Source organism: Nonomuraea sp. NPDC005692, assembly GCF_040631115.1.
Taxonomy (GTDB): domain Bacteria; phylum Actinomycetota; class Actinomycetes; order Streptosporangiales; family Streptosporangiaceae; genus Nonomuraea.
In genome coordinates, this window is record NZ_JBEXYU010000009.1 from 23008 (window position 1) to 48896 (window position 25889).

The 25889-nt window shown below is 73.8% G+C and carries 25 protein-coding genes; 7 read left to right on the forward strand and 18 right to left on the reverse strand.

The genetic code is table 11. From position 1 onward, the window contains the following. Positions 1–61: 61 nt before the first annotated feature. The 5 genes from ABZ459_RS20500 to ABZ459_RS20520 all read right to left on the reverse strand — a co-directional run bounded on the left by ABZ459_RS20500 (position 62) and on the right by ABZ459_RS20520 (position 3193). Positions 62–517 (reverse strand): ATP-binding protein, encoded by a 456-nt coding sequence (locus ABZ459_RS20500; RefSeq protein WP_357972152.1) that lies wholly within the window; start codon positions 515–517, stop codon positions 62–64. A 106-nt stretch (positions 518–623) separates the two neighbouring features. Beyond that, entirely contained in the window at positions 624–989 is a 366-nt protein-coding gene (gene crcB, locus ABZ459_RS20505) for a fluoride efflux transporter CrcB (protein ID WP_357972154.1), read from the reverse strand. After that, positions 986–1627: a CrcB family protein gene (locus ABZ459_RS20510; protein WP_357972156.1), complete on the reverse strand. Its 642-nt coding sequence runs from the start codon at positions 1625–1627 to the stop codon at positions 986–988. The genes crcB and ABZ459_RS20510 overlap by 4 nt, the downstream gene beginning before the upstream one ends. Before the next feature lie 202 nt (positions 1628–1829). Beyond that, positions 1830–2408, reverse strand: a complete 579-nt coding sequence (locus ABZ459_RS20515; protein WP_357972158.1) for a TetR/AcrR family transcriptional regulator — start codon at positions 2406–2408, stop codon at positions 1830–1832. Beyond that, positions 2405–3193: an SDR family NAD(P)-dependent oxidoreductase gene (locus ABZ459_RS20520; protein ID WP_357972160.1), complete on the reverse strand. Its 789-nt coding sequence runs from the start codon at positions 3191–3193 to the stop codon at positions 2405–2407. Before ABZ459_RS20520 ends, ABZ459_RS20515 begins: the two co-directional genes overlap by 4 nt. A 132-nt stretch (positions 3194–3325) precedes the next feature. On the opposite strand from ABZ459_RS20520, the gene ABZ459_RS20525 reads away from it, so the two are divergent. The 3 genes from ABZ459_RS20525 (at position 3326) to ABZ459_RS20535 (ending at position 6329) form a co-directional block, all read left to right on the forward strand. Continuing rightward, the gene (locus ABZ459_RS20525) at positions 3326–4312 is read left to right on the forward strand and encodes an aldo/keto reductase (RefSeq protein WP_357972162.1); all 987 of its coding nucleotides are present in this window, start codon (positions 3326–3328) and stop codon (positions 4310–4312) included. A gap of 65 nt (positions 4313–4377) precedes the next feature. Further along, on the forward strand, positions 4378–5139 hold the full coding sequence (locus ABZ459_RS20530) for a 3-keto-5-aminohexanoate cleavage protein (protein ID WP_357972164.1): 762 nt from the start codon (positions 4378–4380) through the stop codon (positions 5137–5139). Between the two features lie 101 nt (positions 5140–5240). Next, a complete protein-coding gene (locus ABZ459_RS20535; RefSeq protein WP_357972166.1) occupies positions 5241–6329 on the forward strand; it encodes a serine hydrolase domain-containing protein in 1089 nt (362 codons plus the stop codon). 28 nt (positions 6330–6357) lie between these two features. Here ABZ459_RS20535 and ABZ459_RS20540 read toward each other — a convergent pair whose 3' ends face one another. Genes ABZ459_RS20540 through ABZ459_RS20550 form a run of 3 tightly spaced genes read right to left on the reverse strand, consistent with a single transcriptional unit; the run spans position 6358 to position 8790 of the window. Next, positions 6358–7023: a transglutaminase-like domain-containing protein gene (locus tag ABZ459_RS20540; protein ID WP_357972168.1), complete on the reverse strand. Its 666-nt coding sequence runs from the start codon at positions 7021–7023 to the stop codon at positions 6358–6360. A gap of 59 nt (positions 7024–7082) precedes the next feature. Next, positions 7083–8213: a CU044_5270 family protein gene (locus ABZ459_RS20545; RefSeq protein WP_357972170.1), complete on the reverse strand. Its 1131-nt coding sequence runs from the start codon at positions 8211–8213 to the stop codon at positions 7083–7085. Beyond that, positions 8206–8790: an RNA polymerase sigma factor gene (locus tag ABZ459_RS20550; protein WP_357972172.1), complete on the reverse strand. Its 585-nt coding sequence runs from the start codon at positions 8788–8790 to the stop codon at positions 8206–8208. Before ABZ459_RS20550 ends, ABZ459_RS20545 begins: the two co-directional genes overlap by 8 nt. A 95-nt stretch (positions 8791–8885) precedes the next feature. On the opposite strand from ABZ459_RS20550, the gene ABZ459_RS20555 reads away from it, so the two are divergent. The 3 genes from ABZ459_RS20555 (at position 8886) to ABZ459_RS20565 (ending at position 14239) form a co-directional block, all read left to right on the forward strand. Continuing rightward, positions 8886–12023, forward strand: a complete 3138-nt coding sequence (locus ABZ459_RS20555; protein WP_357972174.1) for a S8 family serine peptidase — start codon at positions 8886–8888, stop codon at positions 12021–12023. Positions 12024–12211: 188 nt separating this feature from the next. Next, on the forward strand, positions 12212–13750 hold the full coding sequence (locus tag ABZ459_RS20560; RefSeq protein WP_357972176.1) for an alpha/beta fold hydrolase: 1539 nt from the start codon (positions 12212–12214) through the stop codon (positions 13748–13750). A 126-nt stretch (positions 13751–13876) separates the two neighbouring features. After that, complete coding sequence (locus tag ABZ459_RS20565; protein ID WP_352360762.1) at positions 13877–14239, forward strand: cupin domain-containing protein; 363 nt, start codon at positions 13877–13879, stop codon at positions 14237–14239. Positions 14240–14267: 28 nt separating this feature from the next. On the opposite strand, the gene ABZ459_RS20570 is transcribed toward ABZ459_RS20565, so the two are convergent. After that, positions 14268–14654: an STAS domain-containing protein gene (locus ABZ459_RS20570; protein WP_357972178.1), complete on the reverse strand. Its 387-nt coding sequence runs from the start codon at positions 14652–14654 to the stop codon at positions 14268–14270. A gap of 235 nt (positions 14655–14889) precedes the next feature. Here ABZ459_RS20570 and ABZ459_RS20575 point away from each other — a divergent pair, with 235 nt between their 5' ends. Continuing rightward, complete coding sequence (locus tag ABZ459_RS20575) at positions 14890–15327, forward strand: hypothetical protein (protein ID WP_357972180.1); 438 nt, start codon at positions 14890–14892, stop codon at positions 15325–15327. 54 nt (positions 15328–15381) lie between these two features. Here ABZ459_RS20575 and ABZ459_RS20580 read toward each other — a convergent pair whose 3' ends face one another. From ABZ459_RS20580 to ABZ459_RS20620, 9 genes are all read right to left on the reverse strand, one after another. After that, positions 15382–15990 (reverse strand): cysteine hydrolase family protein, encoded by a 609-nt coding sequence (locus ABZ459_RS20580; protein WP_357972182.1) that lies wholly within the window; start codon positions 15988–15990, stop codon positions 15382–15384. Between the two features lie 69 nt (positions 15991–16059). Then, entirely contained in the window at positions 16060–17043 is a 984-nt protein-coding gene (locus ABZ459_RS20585; protein ID WP_357972184.1) for a helix-turn-helix domain-containing protein, read from the reverse strand. A gap of 81 nt (positions 17044–17124) precedes the next feature. Continuing rightward, the gene (locus ABZ459_RS20590) at positions 17125–18462 is read right to left on the reverse strand and encodes a GAF domain-containing SpoIIE family protein phosphatase (protein ID WP_357972186.1); all 1338 of its coding nucleotides are present in this window, start codon (positions 18460–18462) and stop codon (positions 17125–17127) included. Positions 18463–18544: 82 nt separating this feature from the next. Then, complete coding sequence (locus tag ABZ459_RS20595) at positions 18545–19315, reverse strand: hypothetical protein (protein WP_357972188.1); 771 nt, start codon at positions 19313–19315, stop codon at positions 18545–18547. 54 nt (positions 19316–19369) lie between these two features. Next, on the reverse strand, positions 19370–21673 hold the full coding sequence (locus tag ABZ459_RS20600) for a penicillin acylase family protein (protein WP_357972190.1): 2304 nt from the start codon (positions 21671–21673) through the stop codon (positions 19370–19372). A gap of 7 nt (positions 21674–21680) precedes the next feature. Further along, positions 21681–23900, reverse strand: coding sequence for an FtsX-like permease family protein (locus tag ABZ459_RS20605; RefSeq protein ID WP_357972192.1), 2220 nt, complete (start codon positions 23898–23900; stop codon positions 21681–21683). Continuing rightward, positions 23897–24577 carry an ABC transporter ATP-binding protein gene (locus ABZ459_RS20610; protein ID WP_357972194.1) on the reverse strand — a complete coding sequence of 227 codons (681 nt, stop codon included), beginning with the start codon at positions 24575–24577 and terminating at the stop codon, positions 23897–23899. Before ABZ459_RS20610 ends, ABZ459_RS20605 begins: the two co-directional genes overlap by 4 nt. Then, a complete protein-coding gene (locus ABZ459_RS20615; protein WP_352355886.1) occupies positions 24574–25104 on the reverse strand; it encodes a PadR family transcriptional regulator in 531 nt (176 codons plus the stop codon). Before ABZ459_RS20615 ends, ABZ459_RS20610 begins: the two co-directional genes overlap by 4 nt. 66 nt (positions 25105–25170) lie before the next feature. Continuing rightward, positions 25171–25824 (reverse strand): hypothetical protein, encoded by a 654-nt coding sequence (locus ABZ459_RS20620; protein WP_357972196.1) that lies wholly within the window; start codon positions 25822–25824, stop codon positions 25171–25173. Positions 25825–25889 lie beyond the last annotated feature (65 nt).

Sequence of the window (25889 nt, forward strand, 5' to 3'; positions counted from 1 at the left end):
GATGATTACTGACATGCCGACTTCGTGTACCCGGGAACGTGCCGGGCCGGGACCAGCCGGGCTAGGACCAGGGGAAGGCGCCGCCGGCCATGGTGCTGATGAGGCGGCGATCGGCGGCGCCGGGGGCTTCCGAGGGCACCAGCATGCGCAGCCGCAGCCGCGAGCCGAGGCCGGTCTGCTCCAGCGCGACCGAGTCGCACAGTTGCTGGATCACCCACAGGCCGAATCCGTGGGACGCGGTCGGGTCGACGTCGGCGGCGTCGAGGTGGTCGGGGGTCAGGCGGCCCGCGGTGTCCAGGATCTCCACGCAGACGCCGATCGGGTCCCGGGTCGCGGTGACCAGGCCGGCCGAGCCGCCATGGTCGAGGACGTTGGTGACGGCCTCGTTCACCGCGAGCACCAGGTCCTCCAGCCGCTCGCCGGACAATCCGCTGTGGTGGCCGTGGATGCGCACCAGGTCGCGGATGAACGCCAGATCGGCGCTGATGGGACAGCGCAGCTCGAACTCCACAAGCATGATCGTCTCGTCTATCGGACGTCGGGAAGGGGTACGCCGGCCCCTTCCAGCTTTCCCGTCGAGCGATCGTCAAACGCGCCGACCGCTCACGGGCCGGATCCGAGCACTACGAGATGACGGCCTGGGCGAGGGCCATGCCGCACCAGGCCGCTCCGAGCCCGGCCGCGATGCTGGCCGCGGCGTTGAGCGCGGCGTAGGTGCGGGCGCCGTTCTGCAGCAGTCGCAGGGTCTCGTACCCGAAGGTGGAGTACGTGGTCAGCGCCCCGCACAGGCCCGTGCCGAGGAGGGCCTGCGCCCCGCCGGTGGCGGGCAGCGCCAGCAGGAAGCCGAGCAGCGCGGACCCGGCCACATTGACGGTGAAGGTGCCCCACGGGAACAGGCTGTCGTGCCGGGCCTGGACGGCGCGGTCGATCAGGTAGCGGGCGGGCGCCCCCACGGCGGCGCCCAGCACCACCAGCAGCAGCGCCGTCACGGACGCCTCCCACCGCGCGGAGCCCGGGCGGTCTGGTCGGGGGCGCCCATGTCGGGGGCGGTCTCGGCGGGAACGGTCTCGGCGGCAGTGGCGAACCGGCCGAACAGCCCGCGCCCGAGCACCTGCCCCAGGAAGACCGCGGCCAGTGCCGTGACCAGCGTGACCGCCAGGTAGGCGAGGGCCGTGCGTGGCTCGCCCGCGGCCAGCGCCCCGTGGGCGTCGGCGATGGAGGTGGAGAACGTGGTGAACCCGCCCAGCACCCCCACCCCCAGGAACGGCCGGGTCAGCGGATGGGCCCGCCAGACCTCGGTGATGGCCACCATCAGCAGCCCGATCAGCAGGCAGCCGGTGACGTTGACGGCCAGCGTCGGCCAGGCGAACCCGCCGGGCGGCACCGGGAAGGCGGTCAGGACGGCGTAGCGGGCGAGCGCGCCCAGCACGCCGCCGGCCGCGATGACGGCCAGCGTGGCGACCGGGGCACGGGCCAGCTCGCCGCGCTGGGCGGGCACATGCAGGTCAACGTCGGGATCGACCGCGGCCCGCGGATCGACCTGCGCACCCCCGATGCCGCCGGCACCCCCGGCGACGTGCGCGCCACCGAGCTCGGGTTCAGGCTCAGGGGGACGGGCTTGGGTCATGAGGCATCTCCTACCAGCACATGAGCGTGGCACATCTCTGGCAGGGACCGTTGGCGGCGACACCGCGGTTACCCCCGGACGGGCGGGAGGCGGCGGGCCCCACCGCCGCGGCTCCCGGCACGGGAAGCCGCCCCCATCATACCGGCGACCACCCCACACCCACCTCCGAGGAGTCTCCCCCGCAGGGAACCGGCCCCCGTCGTCAACCGCTGAGCGACAACCAGACGCGGTCGGGCAGGACGCGGGCCGCCTCGTCCAGGTCGATGTCCGGCGCGCCCGCCAGCCACCGCCTGCTCACCTCGGCCACCGGCCCGATCAGCAGCATCTCCACCTGCGCCGCCGGCAGCCGCGCGACCGCCCCCTCCGCCATGCGCGCGCCGATCCAGGCGTTCAGCCTGGCCAGCCGGGACGCCTTGGCCGCCGCGATGCGCTCGGCGTACGGGCCGAGGTCCAGCGCGTACGGCGCCGCGTGGATGAAGCGGGCCTTGTCCGGGTGCGAAGCGGTGAAGCCGAGGTAGGCCGTCACGGCGCGGCGCACGCCGTCACGGGCGTCGGCGGTCTCCTCGGTGACGGCGACCAGCGTGTCAAGCAGCTCGTCCATGCACCGGCCGTACAGCGCGGCGGCCAGCCCTTCCAGGCTGCCGAAGTGGTGGTAGACGCTGCCCATGCTGACGCCGCTGCGCGTGGTCACCGCCCGGAGGGTGAAGTCGGCCGGGTAGACCTCCAGGGCGGTGTCCAGGAGCCTGCGCACGGTCTCCTCGCTGCGCCGGTGCCGGGTCATCGCACCGCGGCCAGCGCCTCGGCCTCGTCCCAGACGTGCCTGGCCAGGTCGGCGTCCAGCGCCGGGCCCTGCAACGGGACCTGGCGGTCCTGGTCGAAGTACCGGCCGGTGCCGGGAGCCCCGGCCAGGGAGACGACGTGCCGCGCGCCTTCCTCGGGCGCGGCCCAGCTGCGCTTGGCGGCCTTGAGCAGCCAGCCGAGCGGGCCGCGGCGATCGCCGAGCCCGGTGCGGATGACGCCGGGGTGCACGGCGTCGATCGTGATCCCGGCCGTCCGCCAGCGTTCGGCGAACAGGGGCACGGTGAGCAGGTTGCACAGCTTGGTGTCGGCGTACGTGCGCATCGGCGAGAAGGCGGCGCCCATGGCCGTGCGTCCGGGTTCGGCCCGGCCCTTGACGTACAGGCCGGCGGTGACCTGCACCACGCGTCCGAGCCGGTCCTCCAGCAGGTGGTTGAGCAGGAACGGCGCCAGGTGGTTGACCGCGAACGACTCCTCCAGCCCGTCCCCGGTCAGGACGCGGCGGGCGGGCCACAGGCCGGCGTTGTGCACGAGCACGTCGATGCGCGGGCAGCGGTCCCGCAGGTCGCCGGCCAGCCGCCGGACCGACTCGGCCGTGGTGAGGTCGCCCGTCACGGCCTGGACGTCGCCGCCGATCCGCGCGGCGGCCTGCCGGCCCTGCTCCGCGTCCCGCGCGACCAGCAGCACCTGGTGCCCTTCGCCGGCCAGCCGTTCGCACACCGCGTATCCGATGCCCCGGTTGCCGCCGGTCACCACCATGATGGACATGTCAGAGCATTTTTCTAGAGAAATGATCTAATTTCAAGAAGATGGCCGGTCCGGCTTGACCTGGAGTTCGCTCCAGCCCCCAGACTCCCGTTCCGGGGCCTCGTACAGAACGTGACGAACTGGGGAGACAGCATGAAGTACCGGACGATCGGCACGAACCCGGACACTCGCCGCGAGGTGAGCGCACTCGCCCTCGGGGCGATGTTGTTCGGCTCGGTGACCGACGAGAAGACGTCGTTCGCCATCCTCGACCGCTACGCCGAGGCCGGAGGGACGTTCATCGACACGTCCGACAACTACGCCTTCTGGGTGGACGGCGGCCAGGGCGGGCAGAGCGAGGAGCTGCTCGGCCGCTGGCGGCGCAGCAGCGGCGCCGGCGACGAGATCGTGATCGCCACCAAGCTGGGCGCGCGGCCGCTCGCGCCGGGCACCAGCTACGTCGACAACGCCGAGGGCCTGTCCGCCAAGGTCATCAGGGAGTCGGCCGAGCGCAGCCGCGAACGCCTCGGCGTGGACCGCATCGACCTGCTCTACGCCCACATCGAGGACCGCACCGTGGAGGTGGCCGAGACCGTCGAGGGCTTCGGCGCCCTGGTGGCCGAGGGCACGGTCGGCCTGCTCGGGGCGAGCAACCACGCGATCTGGCGGGTGGAGCGGGCCCGCGCCCTGGCCGCCGCGGCCGGGGTGGCCGGGTACGAGGTGCTGCAGTACCAGCACAGCCTGCTGCGCCCGCGCTTCGACGTGCCGGAGTCGATCTTCCAGGACGGCAGCCTCGGCCACGCCGGGGCCGAGCTGCTGAGCTACCTGCGCGCCGAGCCCGCCCTCACCCTGGTCGCCTACTCGCCGCTGCTCGGCGGGGCCTACACCCGGCAGGACAAGCAGGTGCCGCCGGACTACGACCACCCCGGCACCCCGGCCCGCCTGGCGGTGCTGCGCGAGGTCGCGAAGGAGTGCGGGGCGAGCCTGAACCAGGTGGTGCTGGCCTGGCAGATCGGCTCGGCGTTCCCGGTGATCCCGCTGGTCGGGGCGTCGTCGGTGGCCCAGCTGGAGGAGAGCCTGGCCGCCGTGGACCTGGAGCTGACCGACGACCAGCGCGCCCGTCTGGACGCCGCCCACTGAGACCGCCCGCCGCCGGGAAGCGACGCCGCGCCTGAGCCCGGTTCGCGGGGGTAAGGATGGGACGCATGTTCATCAAAGCGTGTCTGAACGGAAGCCGGGCGGCGGGCGAGCACCCCCGGCTGCCCCTGACGCCCGCCGAGCTGGCCGCCGACGCCGTGGCCGTGCGGCGGGCGGGGGCTGGGGCGGTGCACGTCCATCCGCGTGACGCGGCGGGGCGCGAGTCGCTGGCCGCCGCCGACGTCGGGGCGGCGACGTCGGCCGTCAGGACGGCGGCGCCGGGGCTGCCCGTGGGCGTGTCCACCGGCCTGTGGATCACGGGCGGCGACGCCGCGGCCCGCCTGGACGCGGTGACCGCCTGGGCGGAGCTGCCGGCCGGCGCCCGTCCGGACTTCGCCTCGGTGAACCTGTCGGAGCCGGGGTTCGGCGAGCTGGCGCGGATGTTGCTGGCGGCCGGGATCGGGGTCGAGGCGGGGGTGTGGACGCCGGCCGACGCCGCGACGCTGACCGCCTCGGGGCTGGCCGGACGGATGACGCGCATCCTCGTCGAGGTGATCGACGCGCCGCCGGAGGAGGCGGTCCCCCGGGCGGCGGCCGTTCTCGACCGCCTGGACGGGTCGCCGGCCCCCCGCCTGCTGCACGGTGAGGGGCCGGCGACGTGGCCGCTCGTCGCGGAGGCCGTACGGCGGGGCCTGGCCACCCGGATCGGCCTGGAGGACACGCTGCTCGATCCGGACGGCGGCCCGGCCGAGGACAACGCCGCCCTCGTCCGCCACGCCCTGGCCATCGCCCGCCCCGGCGGATGGAGAACGGCGCGCGCCGGGCGGTAGGGACAGCCCCCGCATGAGGGTGGGTGGTGCCATGACTGTGGCAGAGCCGTCAATTCGCCAGAGTCGGGACATAGCTTGATCGACGCGAACAAGGAGTCCCGATGCCTTCCTCCGCCGCCCGGCGCGCACTCGCCCTGCTCGTGATCGTCCCGCTGGCGCTCGCACCGATGGCTCCGGCGTTCGCCGCCGACCGGGCGCCGTCGTTGCAGTCGCGGCTGGACGCCCTCACCGCCTCCCCCGACGTGCCCGGCGCCGTGGCCTACATCCGCCACCCGGACGGCAGGACCACGACGGTCGTCTCCGGCACCGCGCGGCGCGGCACGAAGCAGACCATGCCCGGCGCCGACGGCCGGTTCAGGATCGCCAGCGTGAGCAAGTCGATCATCGCGGCCACCGTGCTGAAGCTGGCCGACCAGGGCAAGGTCAACCTGGACGAGCCGGTCGAGACGTACCTGCCGGGGGTCATCCGCGGCAAGGGCATCGACGGGCGCGACATCACCGTGAAGATGCTCCTGCAGCAGACCAGCGGCCTGCCGGACTTCACCCCCGCCGCCGACTGGTCGAAGATCGGCAAGCAGGACCTGCTCGAGCTGGCCCTCTCCCTCGAACCGACGCCCCGCGGCCGGTTCGCCTACTCCAACACCAACTACATGGTCCTCGGCCTGGTCGCCCAGGCGGTGACCGGGCGCGACTTCCGCGCGGTCAGCCGCGACCTGGTGCTGAAGCCGCTGGGCATGCGGGACACGTACTGGCCGGCCAAGGGCGAGACCGGCATCCGCGGCCCGCACGCGCACACCTACGGCGTGCACCCGCTGCGCCCCAAGGACGGCGTCGTCGACCTGACCCGGCTGCCCGGCCACGCGTTCGGCGCCAGCGGCGGGCTGGTCTCGACGCCGCGCGACCTGAACACGTTCTGGCGGGCGCAGTCCGTCAGGTCCGGTTCGTACGTCGACGTCGACCGGCCCGGCTGGCCCAAGGGCGCCCGTTACGGCTACGGCGTCATGGAGATCCCGCTGAGCTGCGGCGGGAAGTTGTGGGGGCACGGCGGCGACGTCCCGGGCGTGTCCACCTTCAGCGGCCGCGACCGCGCGGGCCGCACGGTCACCGTGTACACCACGGGCTCGGCCAACGGCGGCAAGGCCCGCGACCTCCTGATCGCCGCCTTCGACACCGCCCTGTGCACCCGCTGACCGGGGTTCCGGCGGCCCGGCGCGCCCGCTAGGCGGACCGCCGGCTCAGCACGGGGTCGGCGACCAGCCGGGCCACCGGGCACAACGTCTGGCCGTGCTCCCGGAACAGCTCGTCCCTGGAGCCGAAGTACCCCAGGTCCGCGCGGACCCGGGCGGACAGGTCGCACTTGGGTGAGGACGTGCCGTCCCAGTCCACGACCGTCCGGGTGACGGCGTCGAAGAGGGTCTCGGGGCCGTCGTTGCCGAAGCCGGAGGTGGCGCACAGGCCGTCGAACAGCTCGGAGATCGGCACCCAGCCCTCTTCGAGCAGGAACTCCGGCCACGCCAGGATGACGTCGGCGGGCACCAGCGGCCGCATCCGCGGGAAACGCGAGTGCCAGAACGCGCCGTCGACCACCCGGCCCCTGACCCGGGTGGCGATCCCCCGGCCGCGGGCCAGCGCCTCCAGCACGGCCATGCGCTGGCTGCACGAGCCCCGGCCGCGAGCGACGGTCACGGAGACCGGCTGCTCGTCGTTCATCGCGTACACCGGGCGGATGGTCTGACTGACCAGGGTGTGCGCGGCGCGTACCAGGGCGCGCGGCGGCGTCGCCGCGCCGGGGAGTCGGGCGGCCAGGGCGGTGACGCGGGGGTGACGCCAGTCGAGGATGGCCGTGGCGGCGGTGCCGGGCCCTGATGATCCACCTTCGCTCATGCCCGCCACGGTAACCCGCCCCTTTCCGGGACGTGCCGCCGCCCCCGTCGCGGGGTGGGTCAGCGGTTCATGTCGCGGCGCAGGGCCGGGAGCCGGGGCTCCTCGTCGGTCCAGGCGGCCGTCCTGATCGCCTCGTACGAGCGGTCCTGGCCGACCGTCGACTCCAGGGCCAGCGGCAGGCCGGTGGCGGTGTCCACGACGAACCGGTACCGCTCACCCGGCCCGCCCGGCCGGCTGACCGCCTGGCCCTTGCGGCCGAGCGGGTCGGTGGCCTCGCTCTCCGCGCTCGCCCCCGGGAGCGCGGCCAGCATCCGGTACGTCGCCGCCCGAACCTCCGGCGAGGTCGGGAAGTTCATGACGAGCCGCACGCCGGTCTCGAAGAGCTGGGCGTTCATGTCCACCCGCTCCTTGCCGTACCCCTTGGACACGACGCGTTCGAGGGTGTCGCGCAGCCCTTCCGGAGTGGTCGGCAGGGCGTTCAGGGTGGCGGGCGTCATGGGCGTGCCCAGCAGGGTGAGCGTCTTGCCGCTGTCGTCGCGTACGGCGTCGCGCTCGCCGGGGCCGGCCTGCAGCTTCACCGGGGGCGTCCCCCCGCTCAGGGTCCAGGTCCGGGGGGAGCCGGCGGCGCGCCAGGCCGTCTCGTCCTCGGGCGTCGCCGGCTCGGCGCCGAGATCCTGGCGGATCACCCAGGTGGGGCGGCCGGCCGCCTTGGGGAGCCAGAGCTCGACCGAGCGGCTGGTCCTGAGGGTGTAGTGGCCGCCGGGCGCGCGTTCGTACCGGCCGACGACGCCGTCGCGCCTCCAGTACGCGCCGTCGCCCGTGGCGGGGGTGACCGAGTCGGCGGCGGCCAGCAGGATCTCACCGGCCGAGAGCCGGGCGGGCGCCGCGGATGCCGAGGGTGCCGAGGGTGCCGACGGCGACGAGGGTGCGGCGAGGAAGGTGGCGGCCACGGTGACGGCGGCCGCCCCGGCCAGGCTCGCCCCCACGAGCGGCCGGCGCCGCCGGCTCCTTCCGCCGTCCGGCAGCGCCCGCGGCGCCGGCCGCCGCTCCTCCCGGCGGACGCCGGCGTCCATGGGGGAGGCGTAGGCGTCGGCGAGGCGGGCGCGGCCGTCGGCCAGCACCTCGGGGGTGGGCGGCGGGGCCGCGTAAAGGTCGCGGATCAGGGTCAGGTCCTGGTTCAGGTCAGCCACGGGAGTCTCCAAGCAAGGGGTTGACGCCGCCCAGGGCGGCGCGAAGCTTCCTTCTGATGCGGTTCAGCCGGGAACCGACCGTTCCTGAGGGGATGTCGAGGGCCTGGCCGATCTCCTGGTAGCTCAGGTCGGCCAGGGCCAGGAGCAGCAGGACGTCGCGGTCGGCGTCCGGCATCGCCTGCAGCGCCGCCACCAGGTCGTCTTTGACGCCCGCCGCCGCCAGCCGTCCGGCGACCAGGTCCTCGTGCCCATCCTCGGCCTGTTCGCCGGTGAGCGTCCCTTCCGGCGCCCGTTGCATCGCCTGCAACCGGCGCAGCTCGCTCCTGCGGTGCTGGGCGACGACGTTGGTGGCGATGCCGTACAGCCAGCCGCGGACCACGCCGCGGCCGGAGTCGAAGCCGGCCCGGCCGTGGAAGGCGGCCAGGAAGATCTCCGCGGTGAGGTCGTCGGCGGCCTGGGTGCCGAGGCGGCCGGCGACGTACCGGTGGATCTCGGGAAAGTAGCGGTCGTAGAGCACCCCGAACCTCTCGGGGCGGCGCAGGGACTCGGCGATCGCCTGCTCGTCCTCGACCGTCATGGATTGTGTCACACCCCTACTTGGTGGGAGCGCCCGTCCTTCTTCACGCCCTCTCAGCCCGTGAAGAGGGGGCGGGCATTCCGCCAAGAAGACATGTGATCCTCAGAACGACAGCGGTCTCGCTGACCATCGCGCTCCTCGGAGCCGTCCCGTCCGGCCTGCCGGCCCCGCCGGGCGGCCCCGCCCGTACCGTGACGCTGATCACGGGAGACCGGGTGAGCCTCGTCGCCGACGGCGTGCGCGTCGCGCCGGGCAAGGGCCGTACGGGCGTCGTCTTCAGCACGGAGAAGATCGGTGACCGGCTCCGCGTCGTCCCCGGCGACGCCGTCCCCCTGCTGGCCGCCGGCCGGCTCGACCCCCGCCTGTTCGACGTGACGACCCTGCTGGAGTACGCCCCCGGCGCCCTGCCCCTCATCGTCACGGGCCCGGACGCCGCCCGCCGGCCGGGCCTGGCCGCCCACGGCATGGCGGTGACCCGCGCCCTGCCCGCCGTGAACGGCGCCGCCGTACGCTTCGACACCGCCGCCGGCTCCTGGCCCGGCCTCAGGGCCTCGCTCTCCACCGGCACCGGGAAGATCTGGCTCGACGGCCGGGCGACCCTGTCGCTGGACGCCAGCGTCAAGCAGATCGGCGCCCCCGCCGCCTGGGAGAAGGGCTACACGGGCGCCGGGGTGAAGGTCGCCGTCCTGGACTCCGGCATCGACGACACCCACCCCGACCTGGCCGGCAAGGTGGCGGCCCGCCGGAACTTCACCGGCACCGACACCGCGGCCGACCTCACCGGGCACGGCACCCACGTGGCCTCGACCATCGCCGGGACGGGCGAGCGTTACCGCGGCGTCGCGCCGGGCGCCACCCTCCTGGACGCCAAGGTGTGCGCCGACCGCTGGTGCGCGGAGTCGGCGATCCTGGCCGGCATGCAGTGGGCCGCCGAGCAGGGGGCCAAGGTGGCCAACCTCAGCCTCGGCTCGCCGGACGCCCCCGGCCTGGACCCGCTGGAGGAGGCCGTCCGGACGCTGACCGAGCGGTACGGCGTGCTGTTCGTCGCGGCCGCCGGCAACTACGGCAAGCCGGGCACCGTCGCCTCGCCCTCCACCGCGGACGCGGCCCTGTCGGTCGGCGCGGTGGACCGTGCCGACCGCCTGGCCGTCTTCTCCAGCACCGGTCCCCGCGTGGGGGACTCGGGATTGAAGCCCGACATCACCGCGCCCGGCGTCGCCATCCGCGCCGCGCGCGGCAAGGACTCCCCCGGCGAGGGCCCGTACGTCGAGATGTCGGGCACCTCCATGGCGGCCCCGCACGTGGCCGGATCGGCCGCGATCCTGGCCGGGCTGCGCCCGGACTGGACGCCCGAGCAGCTCAAGGCCGCCCTCATGGCCACCGCCCGGCCGCAGCCCGGCACCGCGATCCACGCCCAGGGCGCGGGCCGCCTCGACGTGGGCCGCGCGATCGGCCAGAGGGTGACCACCTCCCCCGCGTCGGTCGGCTTCGGCGTGCTCGCCTGGCCGCACGACGACGACGAGCCGGTCACCAGGAAGCTCGCCTACCGCAACGACGGCCCGGAGCCGGTGACGTTGCGCCTGTCGGCGCGGGCCGGCGCGGACGTGTTCGAGGTGTCGCCCGCCACGCTGACCGTCCCCGCGGGCGGCCGGGCGGAGGCGACCGTCACCGCCGACACCCGCGGCGACGTGGCCGACGGGCCGCTCGGCGGCTACCTGGAGGCCACCGCCGAGGACGGCACGACCGTGAGCACGCCGCTCGCCGTGGTCAAGGAGGTCGAGAGCTACGACCTGACCCTCGACCGGCCGGGCGCCGCGGACGCGCTGACCACCCTCTACCGGACCGACGTCGACCGGAAGGACTGGAACCCGGTCACCGTCCAGGCGGGCGGCAGGGTCACGCTGCGGCTGGCCAAGGGCACCTACGTCGTCGACAGCCGGACCACCGACGGCCAAGGTCTGACCATGCTCGTCCATCCCGGCCTGCGCCTGGACCGGGATCAGTCCCTGCGGCTGGACCCGGCTCAGGCGCGGCCGGTGTCCATCGCGCCGCCCGACCCGGCGGCCAGGCACCTGATGACCGAGGTGACCTACGGCGGCCGCACCCGGGACGGCTCCCCCTACTACCTGGGCGCCGAGGCCACCATGTTCGACGCCGCGCCGGGCATCCGCACCGCGCAGGTCGGGTCCGGCCGGTACGACCTGCTGACCAAGGTCGCCGGCCAGTGGGCGGTGCCGGGCCCGGACGGCGACCTGGCGGGCAGCGCGCAGGCGTACCGGCTGGCGTGGTTCGTCCAGGGCCAGGTGCCGACCGGCTTCAGCCGCCGGGTCGGGCGCGCGGACCTGGCCACGGTCCGCAGGGACTACGGCGCGCCGGCGGCCGGCACGGACGCGAGCGCCGCAAGCGTCGCCTGGCCCGCGGAGGGACGGTTCTTCGGCATCATGTTCGTGACCGACTTCCGGCCTCCCTTCACGCACACCGAGTACGTCAACACCGGCGGCGGCCTCCGCTGGCAGAACGTCTACACGGAGAGCGGCCCGACCTGGGGAGGCGACCTGGCCTCGACCGCCCTCAGGTACGAGGCGGGGCGCGCCTACGACGAGACCTGGAACCGCGGCGTCTTCGGCCCCGCGCCGGTCACCGTGGCGGACACGCCTGCCTTCTCCCGCACGGCCGACGTGATCTCCGCGTTCCCCTCGCTGTACGCCGACGGGGCCGGCCATCCGGGGACGTCGAGCGTGTCCCGGGCGCGGACCGCCCTCTACCGGGACGGCGAGCTGGTCGCGGAGGAGCCCGGTCCGGGGGCGCGGTTCGGCGTGCCGGCCGGGGAGGCGGCCTACCGGCTGGAGATGTCGGCCGAGCGCGGCCCGGAGCCGCTCTCCACCCGTACGGCGGTCGCCTGGACGTTCCGCTCGGCCGGTGGCCGGGACGGCGCGCTGCCGCTGCCGGTCGTCGCCTTCTCGCCCGCGATGGACCCGGCGAGCGGCGCGCCCGCCGGGCGGGCGTTCGCGGTGCCGGTGTCCGTGCGCGGGCAGGCGGGCGCGGTGCGCGAGCTGGCCGTGGACGTCTCCTACGACGACGGCCGCACCTGGCGGGCGGCGAAGGTCGCGGGCGGTGCCGTACGGCTGCGCCATCCGGCCGGGGCGGGCTTCGTCTCCCTGCGCGCCCGCGCCGCCGACACCGGGGGCGCCACCGTGGAGCAGACGGTGATCCGCGCCTACCGGATCGGGTGACCGCCGACCGGCGGTGACGCCGCGACGCCCGCCGTCGGTGGCGCCGGTCGCCGGAGGGCGGGGCCCGTCCGCACGGGCGACTTTAGGGAAATTTCCGATTTTGCCGTCATTTCTAGCCACAAACCGCGATGATCAAGCTCGGCCGGATGCCCACGGGGGGCGCACCGACCGTTGATTGGAGCCCCATTTTGCGGAGAAGACTCCCACTGTTCGCCACCGCCTTCGTGGCGCTGGCGGCGTTGATCCCTGTTCCGGCGGCGAACGCGGCGACGACCGCGAAGCCCGCCACCACCACGACGAACGCCATCACCTGGGCGCCCTGCGAGGAGGAGCCCAGCGCCGAGTGCGGCAAGCTGACCGTGCCCATCGACTGGGCCAGGCCGAGCGGGCCGTCGATCGACCTCGCGGTCGCCCGGCGCAAGGCCACCGACCCGGCCGCCAGGGTCGGCTCGCTGGTGATCAACCCCGGCGGTCCGGGCGGGTCCGGCGTGGAGGCCGTCTACGGCGCTCCCGGGTCCTACACCGAGGAACTGCAGCAGCGGTTCGACATCGTCGGCTTCGACCCGCGCGGCGTGGGCCGCAGCCACCCGGTCATCTGCTCGGCGTCGGTCTACAACCAGATGCCGCCCACCGTCATGCGCAGCCAGGCCGACTTCGACGCCTGGAACGCCTTCACCAAGAAGCTGCACCCGGACTGCCGGGCCCGTACCGGCCCGCTCTACGACCACGTGGACTCCGTCTCCGTGGCCCGTGACATGGACGCCCTCCGCGCCGCCCTCGGCGAGGAGAAGCTCACCTACTACGGCATCTCGTACGGCACCCTGATCGGCCAGATGTACGCCGAGCTGTTCCCCGGCCGCATCCGGGCGCTCGCCCTCGACAGCAACATGGACCACAGCCTCGGCGTGAAGGGCTTCTTCGCCACCGAGGCCCTGGCCGTCGAGGACGGCTTCGACCAGTTCGTCGGCTGGTGCGAGCAGGACACCAGTTGCGTGCTGAACGGCCGCGACATCCGTGCGATCTGGAAGAGCCTGCTGGACAAGGCCCGCCGCGGCGAGCTGGTCTACCCCAGCACCGGTCAGCGGATGACCGAGCTGCAGGTCATCTACAACGCCGCGCTGGGCAACGAGGGGCCCGACTGGCGCACGCTGAGCGAAGTGATCAACTGGCTGAACGGCGGCCCGGCCCCCGAATGGGTGCCCCCGCTGCCCGGCCGGGGCCCGGTGGAGGGTGACGTCGCCGAACTGCCGACCCGGATCCTCTGCCAGGACTACAACCTCAAGGTGAACAGCTACGCCGAGTACGCCGACCTCATGCGTACCGCCGGACTCCTGGCGCCGGACACGAAGTACCACCCGTACCCGACCGACGACCTGCCCATCTGCCTCAACTCGGGCGCCCCGGTCAACCCGCCGCACTCGCTGCGTTACACCGGCCAGGCCCCGCTGCTGCTCGGCAACTCGATCCACGACCCGGCCACGCCGTGGATCTGGGCGGCCAACGCCACCCGCCAGCTCGGCCCGAAGGCCGTGCTGCTCACGTACGAGGGCTGGGGTCACCGTATCTACGGCAAGGACAAGTGCCAGACCGACATCATCGACCAGTACCTCATCGGCCTGAAGGTGCCGCCGCAGGGCACCCGCTGCGCCGTGGGCACGCCTGAGGAGACGCTCAAGAAGCAGACGAAGCGGGCGTGGCCGTCCGACTCGCTGCCCTGGGCCGGATAGTCCGCACGTCATGGGTACGGCCCCATCGCGGGCCGTACCCATCCCCACAAAGGGATATTTGCCCTGGCGAACCCCTCGGTATGGACAATTCAGCGTAAGAAGGTAGCTGATGAGGGGGGATGAGCCATGATCGAGGTCAAGAGCATCGACAAGCCCGACGAACGGCGCGACTTCCCGAAGGGCCACCTGGAGATCTGCGAGCTGAGCGGCCTGACCTTCGGGGTCGCCACGTTCGAGCCGGGATGGCGTTGGTCGGAGTCCGTCAGGCCGATCGCCGGCACCTCGTCCTGCCAGGTGCACCACAACGGCTTCGTGGTCTCGGGCCGGATGCGCCTGCGCATGGACGACGGCACCGAGGCCGAGGCGGGGCCGGGCGAGGTCTTCGTCTGCCCGCCGGGACACGACGCCTGGGTGGTCGGGGACGAACAGGTCGTCCTGTACGACTTCGCGGGCGGCGCCGCCGACTACGCCAAGGCGAGGAACGGCTGACGCCGCGCGCGCTCCGGACGGACGCCGCCTAGGCGGGCGCGTGCGACCGTCTGGGAATGATCTCTTCCAGCGCCTCGGCGACGGTGGCGCGTACGCCGAGGCGTCCTTCCAGACCGGTGATGCGCATCAGCCTGGCCGGTTGCGGGGTCGGCGCGGCGACCATCACCGTCCGTCCCGTGGCGGTGATGCGTTTCCACGCGCCGATCAGCGCGCCGAGTCCGGCCGAATCCATGAAGCCGACGTCGGACAGGTCGATCAATGTGACGGCGGCCGGCGTGCCGTCGAGATAGCCGGTCGCCCAATCCTCGATGGCGCCGGCGGTGTGCAGGTCAAGGTCCCCGGCCGGGTGCAGCACGACCGTTTCTCCCGCGGAGTTCGCCAGGAGCCGGAAAGTGTCCACTTTCACTGCTATCACTTCCCTCCTTGGTCCGCTCTCCCCTGGTCATCGGCCGACAAACCCCGCGACCTGCCCGCCGGACGCAGCGCCGCTGCTCAATGCGGATATTTTCGCAGGACAATTAGCGGTGCGCCGCGACGCCATTCCCGGTGCGAATGCGCGGCCATTTCTTCGACGCCGGACGCATGCCCATACATAAGTAAAGAAATGCTGGGCAGCGGCAATGGAACGTGATCGCCGACGTTCGAGGAGAGTGAGAACCATGGTCCTGCTCGGCCTGCTGCTCATGGTCGCCGGGTCGGCCGCCGTGGTCGTCCTGTTCACCCAGACGACGACCACCGCCACCGCCGCACTGACACTGATGGGCGTCACCTTCCGGGTCGGTGACCTGGAGTTGTTCGCCGCGGGGGCGGCCACCGCCGCCGCGTTCATCTTCGGCGCCTTCCTGATCGCCGCCGGGACGGGCCGCAGGCTGGCCCGCCGCCGCGAACTGCGCCGTCTGCTGGCCGAGCGGGCCGACGACCAGCCCGCCACGGACCAGGACAGGCACCCCACGACGAACCAGCCCGCCGACCGGCTCGTGGCCACCGGGCGCACCGCCGACCGGCAGCCCGAGTCCGCCCCCGCCGCGCGTCACCGGACGCCGGCCGACCGTCTGGTCGCCGGCCGCCGCCGCCCGGTCACCGGCTGACCCCGCGGCCCGGACGGGTGGGCTCAGCTCACCGACACGCGGGCCCGGGACGGATCAGGCGGGCAGCGCGTCGGTGGTGGGCACCACCAGGCCGAACAGGTCGCCGATCGTCGTCAGAGCGGCCTCGTGCAGCACGTCGGCGGGCAGCGGCGCGCCGCCGGGGCCGGCCGGCGTACGGGTGGCGCAGGCGTCGGCGACGACCGTGGGTCGGTACCCCAGCCGGAAGGCCCCCTGGGCGGTGAACGTGACGCACATGTGCGTCATGAACCCCGCCAGGACCAGGTCGGGCCCGGCCTCCATACCCGCCAGGACGTCCTGGAGATCGGTCTGGTGGAAGGCGTCGGGGAACGTCTTGACCACCACCGGCTCCCCGTCGCGCGGCGCGACCGGCGCGCTGATCGCCCCGATCTCGGCGCGGACGTCGTACGGGCTGCCGGGGCCGCCGTCGTTGACGACGTGCACGACGCGGGCCCCGGCGGCGCGGGCGCGCTCCAGCAGGCGGGCGCCGGCCGCGAGGGCCCGCTCGGCGTCCGGCAGGGCCATGACGCCGGTGCTGTAGGTGTTCTGGTAGTCGATCAGCACGAGGGTCGAGTCGGCCAGCCGGGCGGGCTCGGCCGGCAGGCCGACGACCTGGCGCAGGGTGGGCGAGACGGTGCTGCTCATGGCAGGGTTCCTTTCGGGCAGGCTCGCGCCGCCACCCGGCTCGGGCGGCGTACGCGGGGAGAGAGGGGATCAGGCCACCGTGCGGAAACGGCGGCGGTAGGTGCCGGGGCCGGTGCCCAGACGGCGGCGGAAGGCGCGGTGCAGTGTCTCCACCGAGCCGAGCCCGCTGTCGGCGGCCACCCGGGGCAGCGGCAGGTCGGTGGTCTCCAGCAGCCGGCGCGCCACCTCCACGCGCGCCGACTCGACGTACGCGGCCGGGGTGAAGCCGGTCTGCTGCCGGAACACCCGGGTGAACTGCCGCTGGCTCAGCCCCATCCGCGCCGCCAGCTCGACCGTGGTCAGCTCCTCGGCCAGGTGCTCGGCGATCCACAGGCGCAGGTCGTCGATGTCGCGGCGGCCCGAGGCGGCCCGGGTCAGCGGGACGCTGAACTGGCTCTGGCCGCCCTGGCGCTTGAGGTAGACGACCAGTTCGCGGGCCACCGCGAGGGCCGTCTCCTCGCCGTGGTCCTCGGCCACCAGCGCGAGGGTCAGGTCGAGGCAGGCGCTGATGCCCGCGCCCGTCCAGATCCGGCCGCTGGAGCGCAGGAAGATCGGGTCGGGATCGACGGTGACCCGGGGGTGGTCGGCGGCCAGTTGCCCGGCGGTGGACCAGTGGGTGGTGGCGGTCAGGCCGTCCAGGAGGCCGGCCTCGGCCAGGATGTGCGCGCCGACGCACACCGAGGCCACCCGGCGGGCGTCCGGAGCGGTCCGCCGTACCCAGGCGACCACCTCGGCGTCCGTCAGGGCGCGTGGCCCGTCGGGCGTGACGGTCACCGCGCCGGGCACCACCAGGGTGTCCACCTGGTCGCCGACCTGGTCGAACGTCAGATCGGCGACCAGCCGCACCCCGGCGGACGTGGTGACCTGGCCGCCCTGGGGCCCGGCCAGCCGCACGTCGTACAGGGCGCGACCGGCGACCCGGTTGGCCAGGGCGAACACCTCGGCCGGGCCGGTGACGTCGAGCAGGTCGACGTCCGGGAAGAGCGCGATGACGACGCGGTGAGCAGCGGGCATGCCCCGATTCTCACTGAACGGGCGGAATGTCCGCAACGACAGTTATCTGGCACATCTGGCCATCGAGCGGGCCGGGTCCGGTCAGCCGGCGTGCAGGTCGGCCGGTTCGCCGAGCCGCAGGGCCAGCAGGGCGACGTCGTCGGTGAAACCGTCGCCCCGGTGGACGAGCAGCAGTTCGCACATCTCCTCCAGGGGCAGGTGGCGCAGCCGGGAGGCGGTGCGGATCAGGCTCTCCATGCCCCGGTCGAGGCCGTGCGCGGGGTCCTCGACGAGCCCGTCGGTGTAGAGCAGCAGCGTGGACCCGGCCGGGATGACCTGCTCGTGGTCGGGCCGGGGCAGGTCGGGGGTGACGCCGAGGGGGTGGCCGCCCTCGGCCCGCAGGTAGCGGGCGGGGCCGTCGACGGGGAGCAGCAGCGGGGGCAGGTGCCCGGCGGTGGCCCACCTCAGCCGCCAGTCGGTGCCGCCGTACTCCTCCAGGCGGGCCAGCAGCACCGTCGCCATCGGGCCGCCGTGCAGGGCGTGCAGGATCTCGTCGAGGCGGCGCAGGATGTGGGAGGGCGGCTCGCAGTGCTCGTAGGCGAGCACCCGCAGCATGTTGCTGATCTGGCTCATGACGGTGGCCGAGCGCAGGTCGTGGCCCATCACGTCGCCGACCATCAGGCAGGGCACGCCGTCGGGCAGGACGATCGCGTCGTACCAGTCACCGCCGATGCGCGGGACCGTGCTGGAGGGCAGGTAGCGGGCGCAGGCCCACAGGCCGTTCAGCTCGGGCAGCGACGGGAGCAGGCTGCGCTGGAACTCCTCGGTGTTGCGGCGGATGCGCTCGTAGAGTCGGGCGTTCTCGATGGCGACGCCGGCCGCGCTGGCCAGCGCCGCGACGATCCGCTCGTCGTCGCCGGTGAACGGCAGGCCCGACCGTTTGTCGGCGAAGTACAGGTTGCCGTACGCGGTGCCGCGGACCAGGATCGGCGTGCCCAGCAGGGTGCGCATCACCGGATGGCCGGCGGGGTATTCGCGGAAGCTGGGGTGGGCGAGCACGTCGTCCACGCGCAGCGGCCTGGGCCGGAGCATCAGCTCCTGGAGCAGGCCGTGGCTGGTCGGCAGGCGGCCGATGGCCTCGTACACCTCTTCGGAGACCCCGTAGGTGAACAGGTCGGCGAACTCGCCCTCGTCGTTGAGCACGCCGAGGGCCCCGTACCGGGCGTCCACCAGGTCGGCCGAGACCTCCACGATCGTGCGCAGCGCGGCGTTCAGCTCCAGCTCGGAACTGATCGCGAGGACCGCCTCCAGCAGGCGCGCCATCCGGCCGTGCAGATCCTCGATCTGCGTCAGGCTCGCCTGCAGCCGCCGGAGCTTCTCGGCGCCGAACGGCCCCAGGTCTCCGCCGTACGTGCCGCCCTCCGGCCGCTGTTCGCCCACCCCACCCCCCGAGATGCCCTTGCCCAGGTCATGCCCCCGGTCACCGGCATGACACCTGGTCGCGGGCACCGCGGGAGGCGGCTCAGAGCACCTTGGAGGAGGCGGCCGCCCAGGTGTTGCAGGAGCCCGGGTCCCCGGTGGCGAAGCCACGCTTGATCCACGAGCGAAGCGTGGAGGTCTTGCCGTACGAGCTGTACTTGCCCAGCTTGTTCCCTACGGGGAGGGTGAGGAAATAGTCCCAGTCCTTCTTCGACCTGCCCGCCAGGGGCCAGACGCTCTTGACGAAGGCGCCGCCCAGGCACTCGGTCTGGAGATTCTTACGCCGGTCCTGCTCACGCCCTTCCGCCTTGGTGGGGTACGGGATCACGTCGTAGGCGTCGGAGATCCCGACGAGGTTCTGCACGTGGTATGCGTACATCCCGGCCGTCGTGTGGAGCAGCCACAGGTCGCTCGGGTCGTCCGTCCAGTCCTTGCCGATCTGGAAGGCCAGCGTGCGGGTCTTCGCGCAGTACCACGTCTGCGAGTCGTCGTCGTTCACGGCCAGGCCGCAGTACTTCTTGGGGATGCGGTTCATGTGCCGCACCTTCACCGGCTCGTACGGCAGCCCCGCCCCGGTCAGGTGCTGCTGCCAGGTGCTCTCCAGACAGGCGACGACCGCGTCCACGTAGGCGCGGGCCTGCTTGAGGTTGTGGCGCTTGACCCGCGGCTCGGCGCAGGTGGTCGTGGGCAGCGGGCCCGCCTCGTAGAGGGGGTTGGCGATCAGCTTGGGATGCTTGACCGGGTAGGCCGCGCTCTCGGCGGCGGCCGTGCCGGCCAGGGAGGCCGTGAGCACGCCCGCCATCGTCAAGATCATGAGGGGTTTCACGAAGGGTGACAATAAGGCCAGAACGCGGCCGCCACAAGGCGGTCAGCCGCTCACAGCGGTGACGTTCAGTTGCGGGGCCGAGCGGATCTCGGCGTCGGTGAACCGTTCCGTGACCCAGCCTCCCCGGGAGAACAGCGCGGTCTGGTCGGTGTGGTGGGGCGAGTTCGGGTTGGCGGACAGGGAGTAGGTGAGGACGGTGCGGGTGCGCGGCCCGTCCGGGGTGAGCTCGACGGCCATCATGAAGCTGGAGCCGGTGTTCACGTCGGGGTAGCGCCCGTCCTTGCCGAGCGGGCCTGAGTTGCGGACGCGGTCGAAGCAGCCCTCCCCCTCGGTGCAGCCGGGGATCGGGACCGACGCGTAGTGCTGGGCCTGGCCGGTGGTGAGGGTCAGGGGCAGACGGTTGTCCCGGAAGAACAGCACGGCGTCGGCCAGGGCGCGCCGCACGGCGGGGTCGTCCCGCTTCAGGCCGCGCGGCGTGGTGAGCGGCTGGGCGGGGTCGAACGGCACCCGCCACCAGCTCTGCGGCGGCTCCCCGGGCTTGACGGGGACCTGCAGCCCGTCGAAGAACCGCCGCCACAGCACGGCGCCCTCGCCGTCCAGCGTGGCGCGCCCGTCCCAGCGGGTCAGGGTCCGGCAGGCGTCCCGTACGTCGACCCGCTCCCCCGAGGAGGCCCGCAGCTCACGCTGCCCCCGGCACAACGCCACCAGGTCCGGACGCATGAGCTCGAAGCCGTGGTTGCGCTTGCTCCGCGCGGTGGCCTGGAGCGTCTCCAGGGTGAAGCCGGGGGCGCCGAGCCCGTCGGTGCCCTTGAGCCGCCGGTCGATCATGTCCAGGCTCACCCGGGGCCGCAGCTCCACGTCGGTCCGTACGGTGCCCCAGACCTGGTCATAGCCGGTCAGCGGGGCGGCCGGGTTCGTCATCCACGGGCTGTTGTTGGAGTTGGCGACGTAGTCGGTGCGGGTCAGTCCGGGCCGGTTGCCGGGGCCGAAGATGCCGGGCACGACCGCGTCGGCGTCCTTGCCCCACAGGCACGCCGAGGTCGAGCCGTCCAGGACGAAGGCGTCGATCGACGGGTCGGGCGACGGCTTGGCGCACCGGCCGGCCTGGGCGTCGGTGACGTGCGGGACGACGGAGGCGTCGGCGAAGGACGCCGTCCCCCCGACGTCCGTGGCCAGCGTGTAGACGAACGGCAGGCCCTGGTGGGCGTCCTGGGCGGCGCGCAGTCCGCGCAGGTCGCCGGCCTTGGCCATCGCCAGCCACTCGTCGGCCGCCCGCAGGTTGGCGGCGTTGACGTCGGCCAGCGCGTACGCGTACTCGTCGCCGCGCCCGGCGGCCAGCACCGGGCCGTAGCGGGAGGTGAACAGGGTGCGCGAGACGAGGGTGCCGTCCTGGAGCGGCACCACGACCTCCTGGCGGCCCATCGGCTCGGGCCGGCCGTCGACCAGGTAGGTGGTGGGGTCGCCCTGCGCCAGTTCGAGCCGGTAGAGGGTGAACCGCTGGGCGTGGGAGACGGTGTGGGTCCAGGCGACGGTCTTGTTGTGGCCGATCTGCACGACGGGGGTGCCGTACAGGCTGCCGCCGGCGACGTCCAGCACGCCGGGGATGGTGAGCTGCACCTGGTAGAAGCGGCGGACGCCGTTCCACGGGAAGTGCGGGTCGGCCAGCAGCATGCCGTGGCCGTCGCGGGTGGCCTCGCGGCCCAGCGCCCAGCCGTTGCTGCCGGGGGCGCGGCGCGGGCCCTCGTCCCCGTCGTCCCCGCCGCCGACGATGGCCTCCTTGAGCGCCGAGCCGCCCGACATGCGGCTCAGGTCGAGGAGGTTGGCCCAGACGTCCTCGGCGGTGATCGGGCCGACCCAGGACTTGCCGCGGCAGGTGGGGTCGGGCAGGTTGGCCACGCCGGTGTCGTCGAGGTAGCGGTTGTAGCCGGCCACGTACCCGTCGACCAGCTCGCGCAGCTCCGCGCTCGGGCCGATGGGGGCGGGCCTGGCCAGCAGCCGCCGGACGACGCCGGAGTCGGCGACGCTGCGGTGGTAGAGGTCGCTGGTGAGGTTGGCGACCGGGCGCACCGGGTCGTCGGACCGGGCCTGCGGGCCGAAGTGGCGCGATCGTTCGCCGCGCAACGTCACCACCCACGAGGCCAGCACGCACAGGTTGTCCTGGGCGAAGGCGTACCCGTAGCCGAAGCCCAGGCCGCCGTGGTTCTTGGCGGACACGTGCGGGATGCCGTACTCGGTGCGCCGGATCTCGGCCGACCAGCGGCCGGCGGCGGCCGCGGACGGCGGGCCCGTGAGCAGGCCTGCGACCAGAGCGAGCACGATCGCCGCACAGGACGTTCGCAGCTTCATGTGGCTCCTATTCGAAACGCGCGTTGTCGGGCGAGGTCATGCGCCGCAGCAGCGGCAGGACGGTCGAGATCACCAGCAGGGAGGCGACCAGCCCGCCGCCGACGCCGGCGAAGTAGGCGGGCCCCGGCATCGCCAGGGAGGCCCCCTTCATGGCGAGGGCGTCGATGAACGGCGCCGCCACCCCGAACCCGGCCCCGGCCGCCACGACGGCCGCCAGGACCAGCGGCAACGCCGACTCCAGCAGCACGACCGCGCCCAGGGTGCGGCCGGGCGTACCGGCCAGCCGCAGCAGCGTGAACGGCTGCCGGCGCTCCACCAGCCCGCCGCCGACCGCCACCAGCAGGCTGCAGCCGCCGGCGAGCAGGGTCAGCGCGACCATGGCCAGCGCGATGTTCTCGGCCTGCGTGTAGAGCGCCGCCCGGACCTGGGCGACCTCGTCGAACGTCATCGGCGGGCCGGTGCTCTGCCCGGCCAGCAGGGTGCGGATCTCCTCCAGGGTCGCCGGGTCGGCCATGGTGACCAGCACGGAGGCCAGGTTGAGCCCGTCGGCGGAGACGGGCTCGCTGTCCGGCCCGGCGAGGGGGATCAGCTTGTCGATGGTGAGCGGGTTGTCGGCCTCCACCACCCGGTCGAACCGCCCGGCGACCGCCCGCGCGCCCGGCGGGCACTGCCCGAGCGCCGGGAAGCGGGCCAGGTCGGCGCACTCGACGACGGCCCGGGGCGGCGGCGGCCGCTCCGGGTCGATCACCCGGTTCTCCTCCTCCTTCGCGGCGTGGATCGGCAGCACGCCGACGCCCGGGTAGGCGCGCAGCCGGGCCACCAGCTCGGCCCCGGCCCGCGGTGACAACCCGCCGCCGCCGAGGTCGCCGAGCGGGGCGCGCAGCACGCCGGACAGCGTCCCGCCGGCCACCGCCCGCTGGCCGGCCACCACGGCGGGCACGATCCCGGCGATCGCCGTCCCGATGAACACCGCGAGGACGAGCCCGCTCACGGACCTGAAGGCGGCCTTCGGGTCGGCCGCCAGCCGCCGGGCGGCCAGCAGCGTCGCCGCTCCGCCGGTCAGCCGGGCGGCCAGGCGGGCGGCCAGCATCGTCAGCCAGGGGCCGGCCAGGATCAGCCCGATCATGATCAGCGCCAGGCCCGCCGAGGCCGTCCCGGCGTTCGGTTTGCGGTCGTCGGTCTGGAACATCGGCACCGCGAACAGCGCCAGCCCGGCCAGCAGCGGGAGCGCCCGCCAGGCGCGCGGCGGCCGTGGGGCGCCCTTCCTGAGCGCGCCCAGCGGCGAGATCCGGACGCGACGCAGCGACCACAGCGCGCTCACCCCGGCCAGCAGCGGGACGCCGGCGAGCACGGCCGTGTACTGCCAGGCGGCCGGGGTCACCGTGTCGGGGAAGAACCGGGAGCCGGTGACGCGGATGGTGGCGATGGCCGGGCGTACCAGGAGGAAGAGCACGATCCCGGCGAGCGTGCCGGTCAGCGCGCCGAGCGCCGAGTCCACCGCGGCGAACAGGTTGACCTGCCGGGACGTGCCGCCCACCAGCCGGATCGCGGCGAAGCGCGCCTCGCGGCGGGCGGCGGCCAGCCGGGTGGCGGTGTTGACCAGCACGAGCAGCGGCAGCAGCAGCCCGACGGCCGCGATCGCGAACCCGAAGTGGTAGATGTCGGCGTTGGCGTCGACGGCGGGCTCGTCGGCCGTCGTGTCGACCTGCCGGGTGCCGAGCAGGGCGGCGACCTGCTCGGGCGTGCGGCCGATCACGATGGTCAGGTCGTCGGGGCCGGAGAGCGCGGCGCGGCCGATCGTCCCGGCCCTCGTGCCGGGGAAGCGGTCGGCGAGCTGCGCGCGCGGCGCCGAGTCCAGCAGCCGGGCCAGCGCCGGGGAGACGTAGTACTGGCCGGGCGCGGGCATGCGGGACAGCCCGGGGACGACCGGAGCCTGGCCGCCGAGCGCGGCGGCGTCGAGCCGCCTGATCGGGCGGCCGGCGTAGTAGTCCTCGTGGTGGTTCCACAGGGCGCCGGTGGCGGTGGCGTCGAGGGCCCAGCCGCTGGGGGCGGTGCCGCGGGTGCACTCCCAGCAGGTGCGCTCGCCGGCCGTCTGGAAGGCGTTGAACAGGGAGAGCGTGGTGAGCAGCACCGCCACGCCGACCGCCACTCCCGCGACGATCAGCGCGAGCCGGGCGGCCGCCTCCCTGCCTCCGGCCAGCGACAGCCGCAGGCCGAGGGCGATCACCGTACGACCTGACCGGCGAAGGGGTCGGTGAGCCGGCCGTCGCGGACGATGACCTCCCGGTCGGCGCAGGAGGCGACGCGGGCGTCGTGGGTCACCACGATCACGGTGGTGCCCTCCTCTCGCGCCAGGCCGACCAGCAGTTCCATGACGTGCTCGCCGGTCAGCGAGTCGAGCGAGCCGGTCGGCTCGTCGGCGAACAACACCCGCGGCCCGGTCACCAGCGCCCTGGCGATCGCCACCCGCTGCGCCTGCCCGCCGGACAGCTCGCCGATGCGCCGCTCGCCCAGCTCGGCCAGCTCCAGCCGCTCCAGCCAGCCCGCCGCCCGCCGATATGCCGCCTTGCGCCCGGTACGCGCGAGCAGCAGCGGCAGGGCGACGTTGTCGGCCGCGGTGAGCTCCGGCACGAGCTGCCCGAACTGGAACACGAAGCCGAACGCGGTGCGCCGCAGCCGGGTGCGCCGGTCGTCGCTCAGGGTGTCCAGGCGGCGGCCGTCGAACCACACCTCGCCGCCGTCGGGGGTGAAGATCCCGGCCAGGCAGTGCAGCAACGTCGACTTGCCCGAGCCGCTGGGGCCCATGACCGCCACGACCTCCCCGGCCGCCACCTCCAGACTGGCCTCCCGCAGCGCCGGCGTGCGGCCGAAGGAGCGGCTGATCGCGCGGGCCTCCAGGATCACGACGACCCCCGCACCAGCTCGGCCAGCGCGTCCAGCCGCGCCTGGGTGACGTCGATCCAGCGCAGATCGGCTTCCAGGTGGAACATGCCGTGGTCGGCGAGCAGCGCGTCGGCCAGCGAGTCCCCCCGCTTGATCTGCGCGAACTCGCGCATGCGCCGCAGGTGCGTGGCGCGCTGGAGGTCGAGGTAGGCCGCCGCGTCGCGGCCCAGCATCAGCGCCAGCACGACCTTGGTGAACAGCACGGTCTGCAGGTACGGCTCGGCTGCGACCGGCTCGCTCAGCCACGCCTCGACCTCGCGCGCGCCGATCGGGGTGATCGCGTAGCGCTTGCGCTCGGGGCCGTCGCCCGGCTCGCTCTCCCCCGCGGTGACCTTGCCGTCCCTGGCCAGCCGGCCGAGGGTGGAGTACACCTGGCCGAAGGGCAGTGACTTGCCGCGGCCGAAATAGGTGTCGTAGTCGCGCTTCAGGTCGTAGCCGTGGCTCGGCTCCCGCTCAAGGAGGCCGAGCAGCGCAAGAGGAACGCTCATGCCCCCGCACTATATACCGAGGGTATATACGGGGGGCATAACCGCGAGAAATGGGTCGGCGTCGCCTCAGGAGGTGGAGCTGGGTGACGGCGCGGGCTGGTGGTCGCCGTGCCGGGGGCCGCCCTTGCCGCCGTCCCTTTCGCCGCCCCTGTCGCCCCAGTGGTCGTCGCCGTGCCGGCCGCGGCCGTCGCGGGCGGTCACGTCGTGGACGGTGACGGCGGTGGCCGTGCCGCCGCTGACCTTGGCGCTGACCATGACCTTCTGGCCGGCCTTGATCGCGCCGATGCCCTGGTCGCGGTTGACCCGGGTGTCGGCGTTGACGGCGTACTGCTTGGTGTAGCCGTCCCCGCTCTTGACCGTGACGGAGTCCTGGCCGACGGCGGTGACCTCGCCGTACTGGGTGGCCACCGTCACGTACGCGCCCTGTCCGTCGGGGACGACGAACTCGCCGTGGACGGGCGGGCCGCCGAACCCGCGCCCCCAGCCGCGCCCCTTGTCGGACGGCGAGCCCGACGGGACGGCCGAAGGGCTCCCCGCGGACGGGGGCGTGCCGGTGGGCGACGGCGCCGGCGACAGCGCCGAGGCGGCGGCCACGCCGGCGCCGGTGGCCAGGACGACCGCGGTGGTCGCGGCGAGCAGCACGGAGCGGGGGAACCGGCGCCTGGGCGGTTCGTGCTCCAGGGTCTCCGCCTTGCCGAATCCGTCAGGCCCAGAGGTCATGATCTTTCCTCTCTACGGGATATATCACCACAACCCTGCCCTTGACCACCTAAAACGGTCGTAAA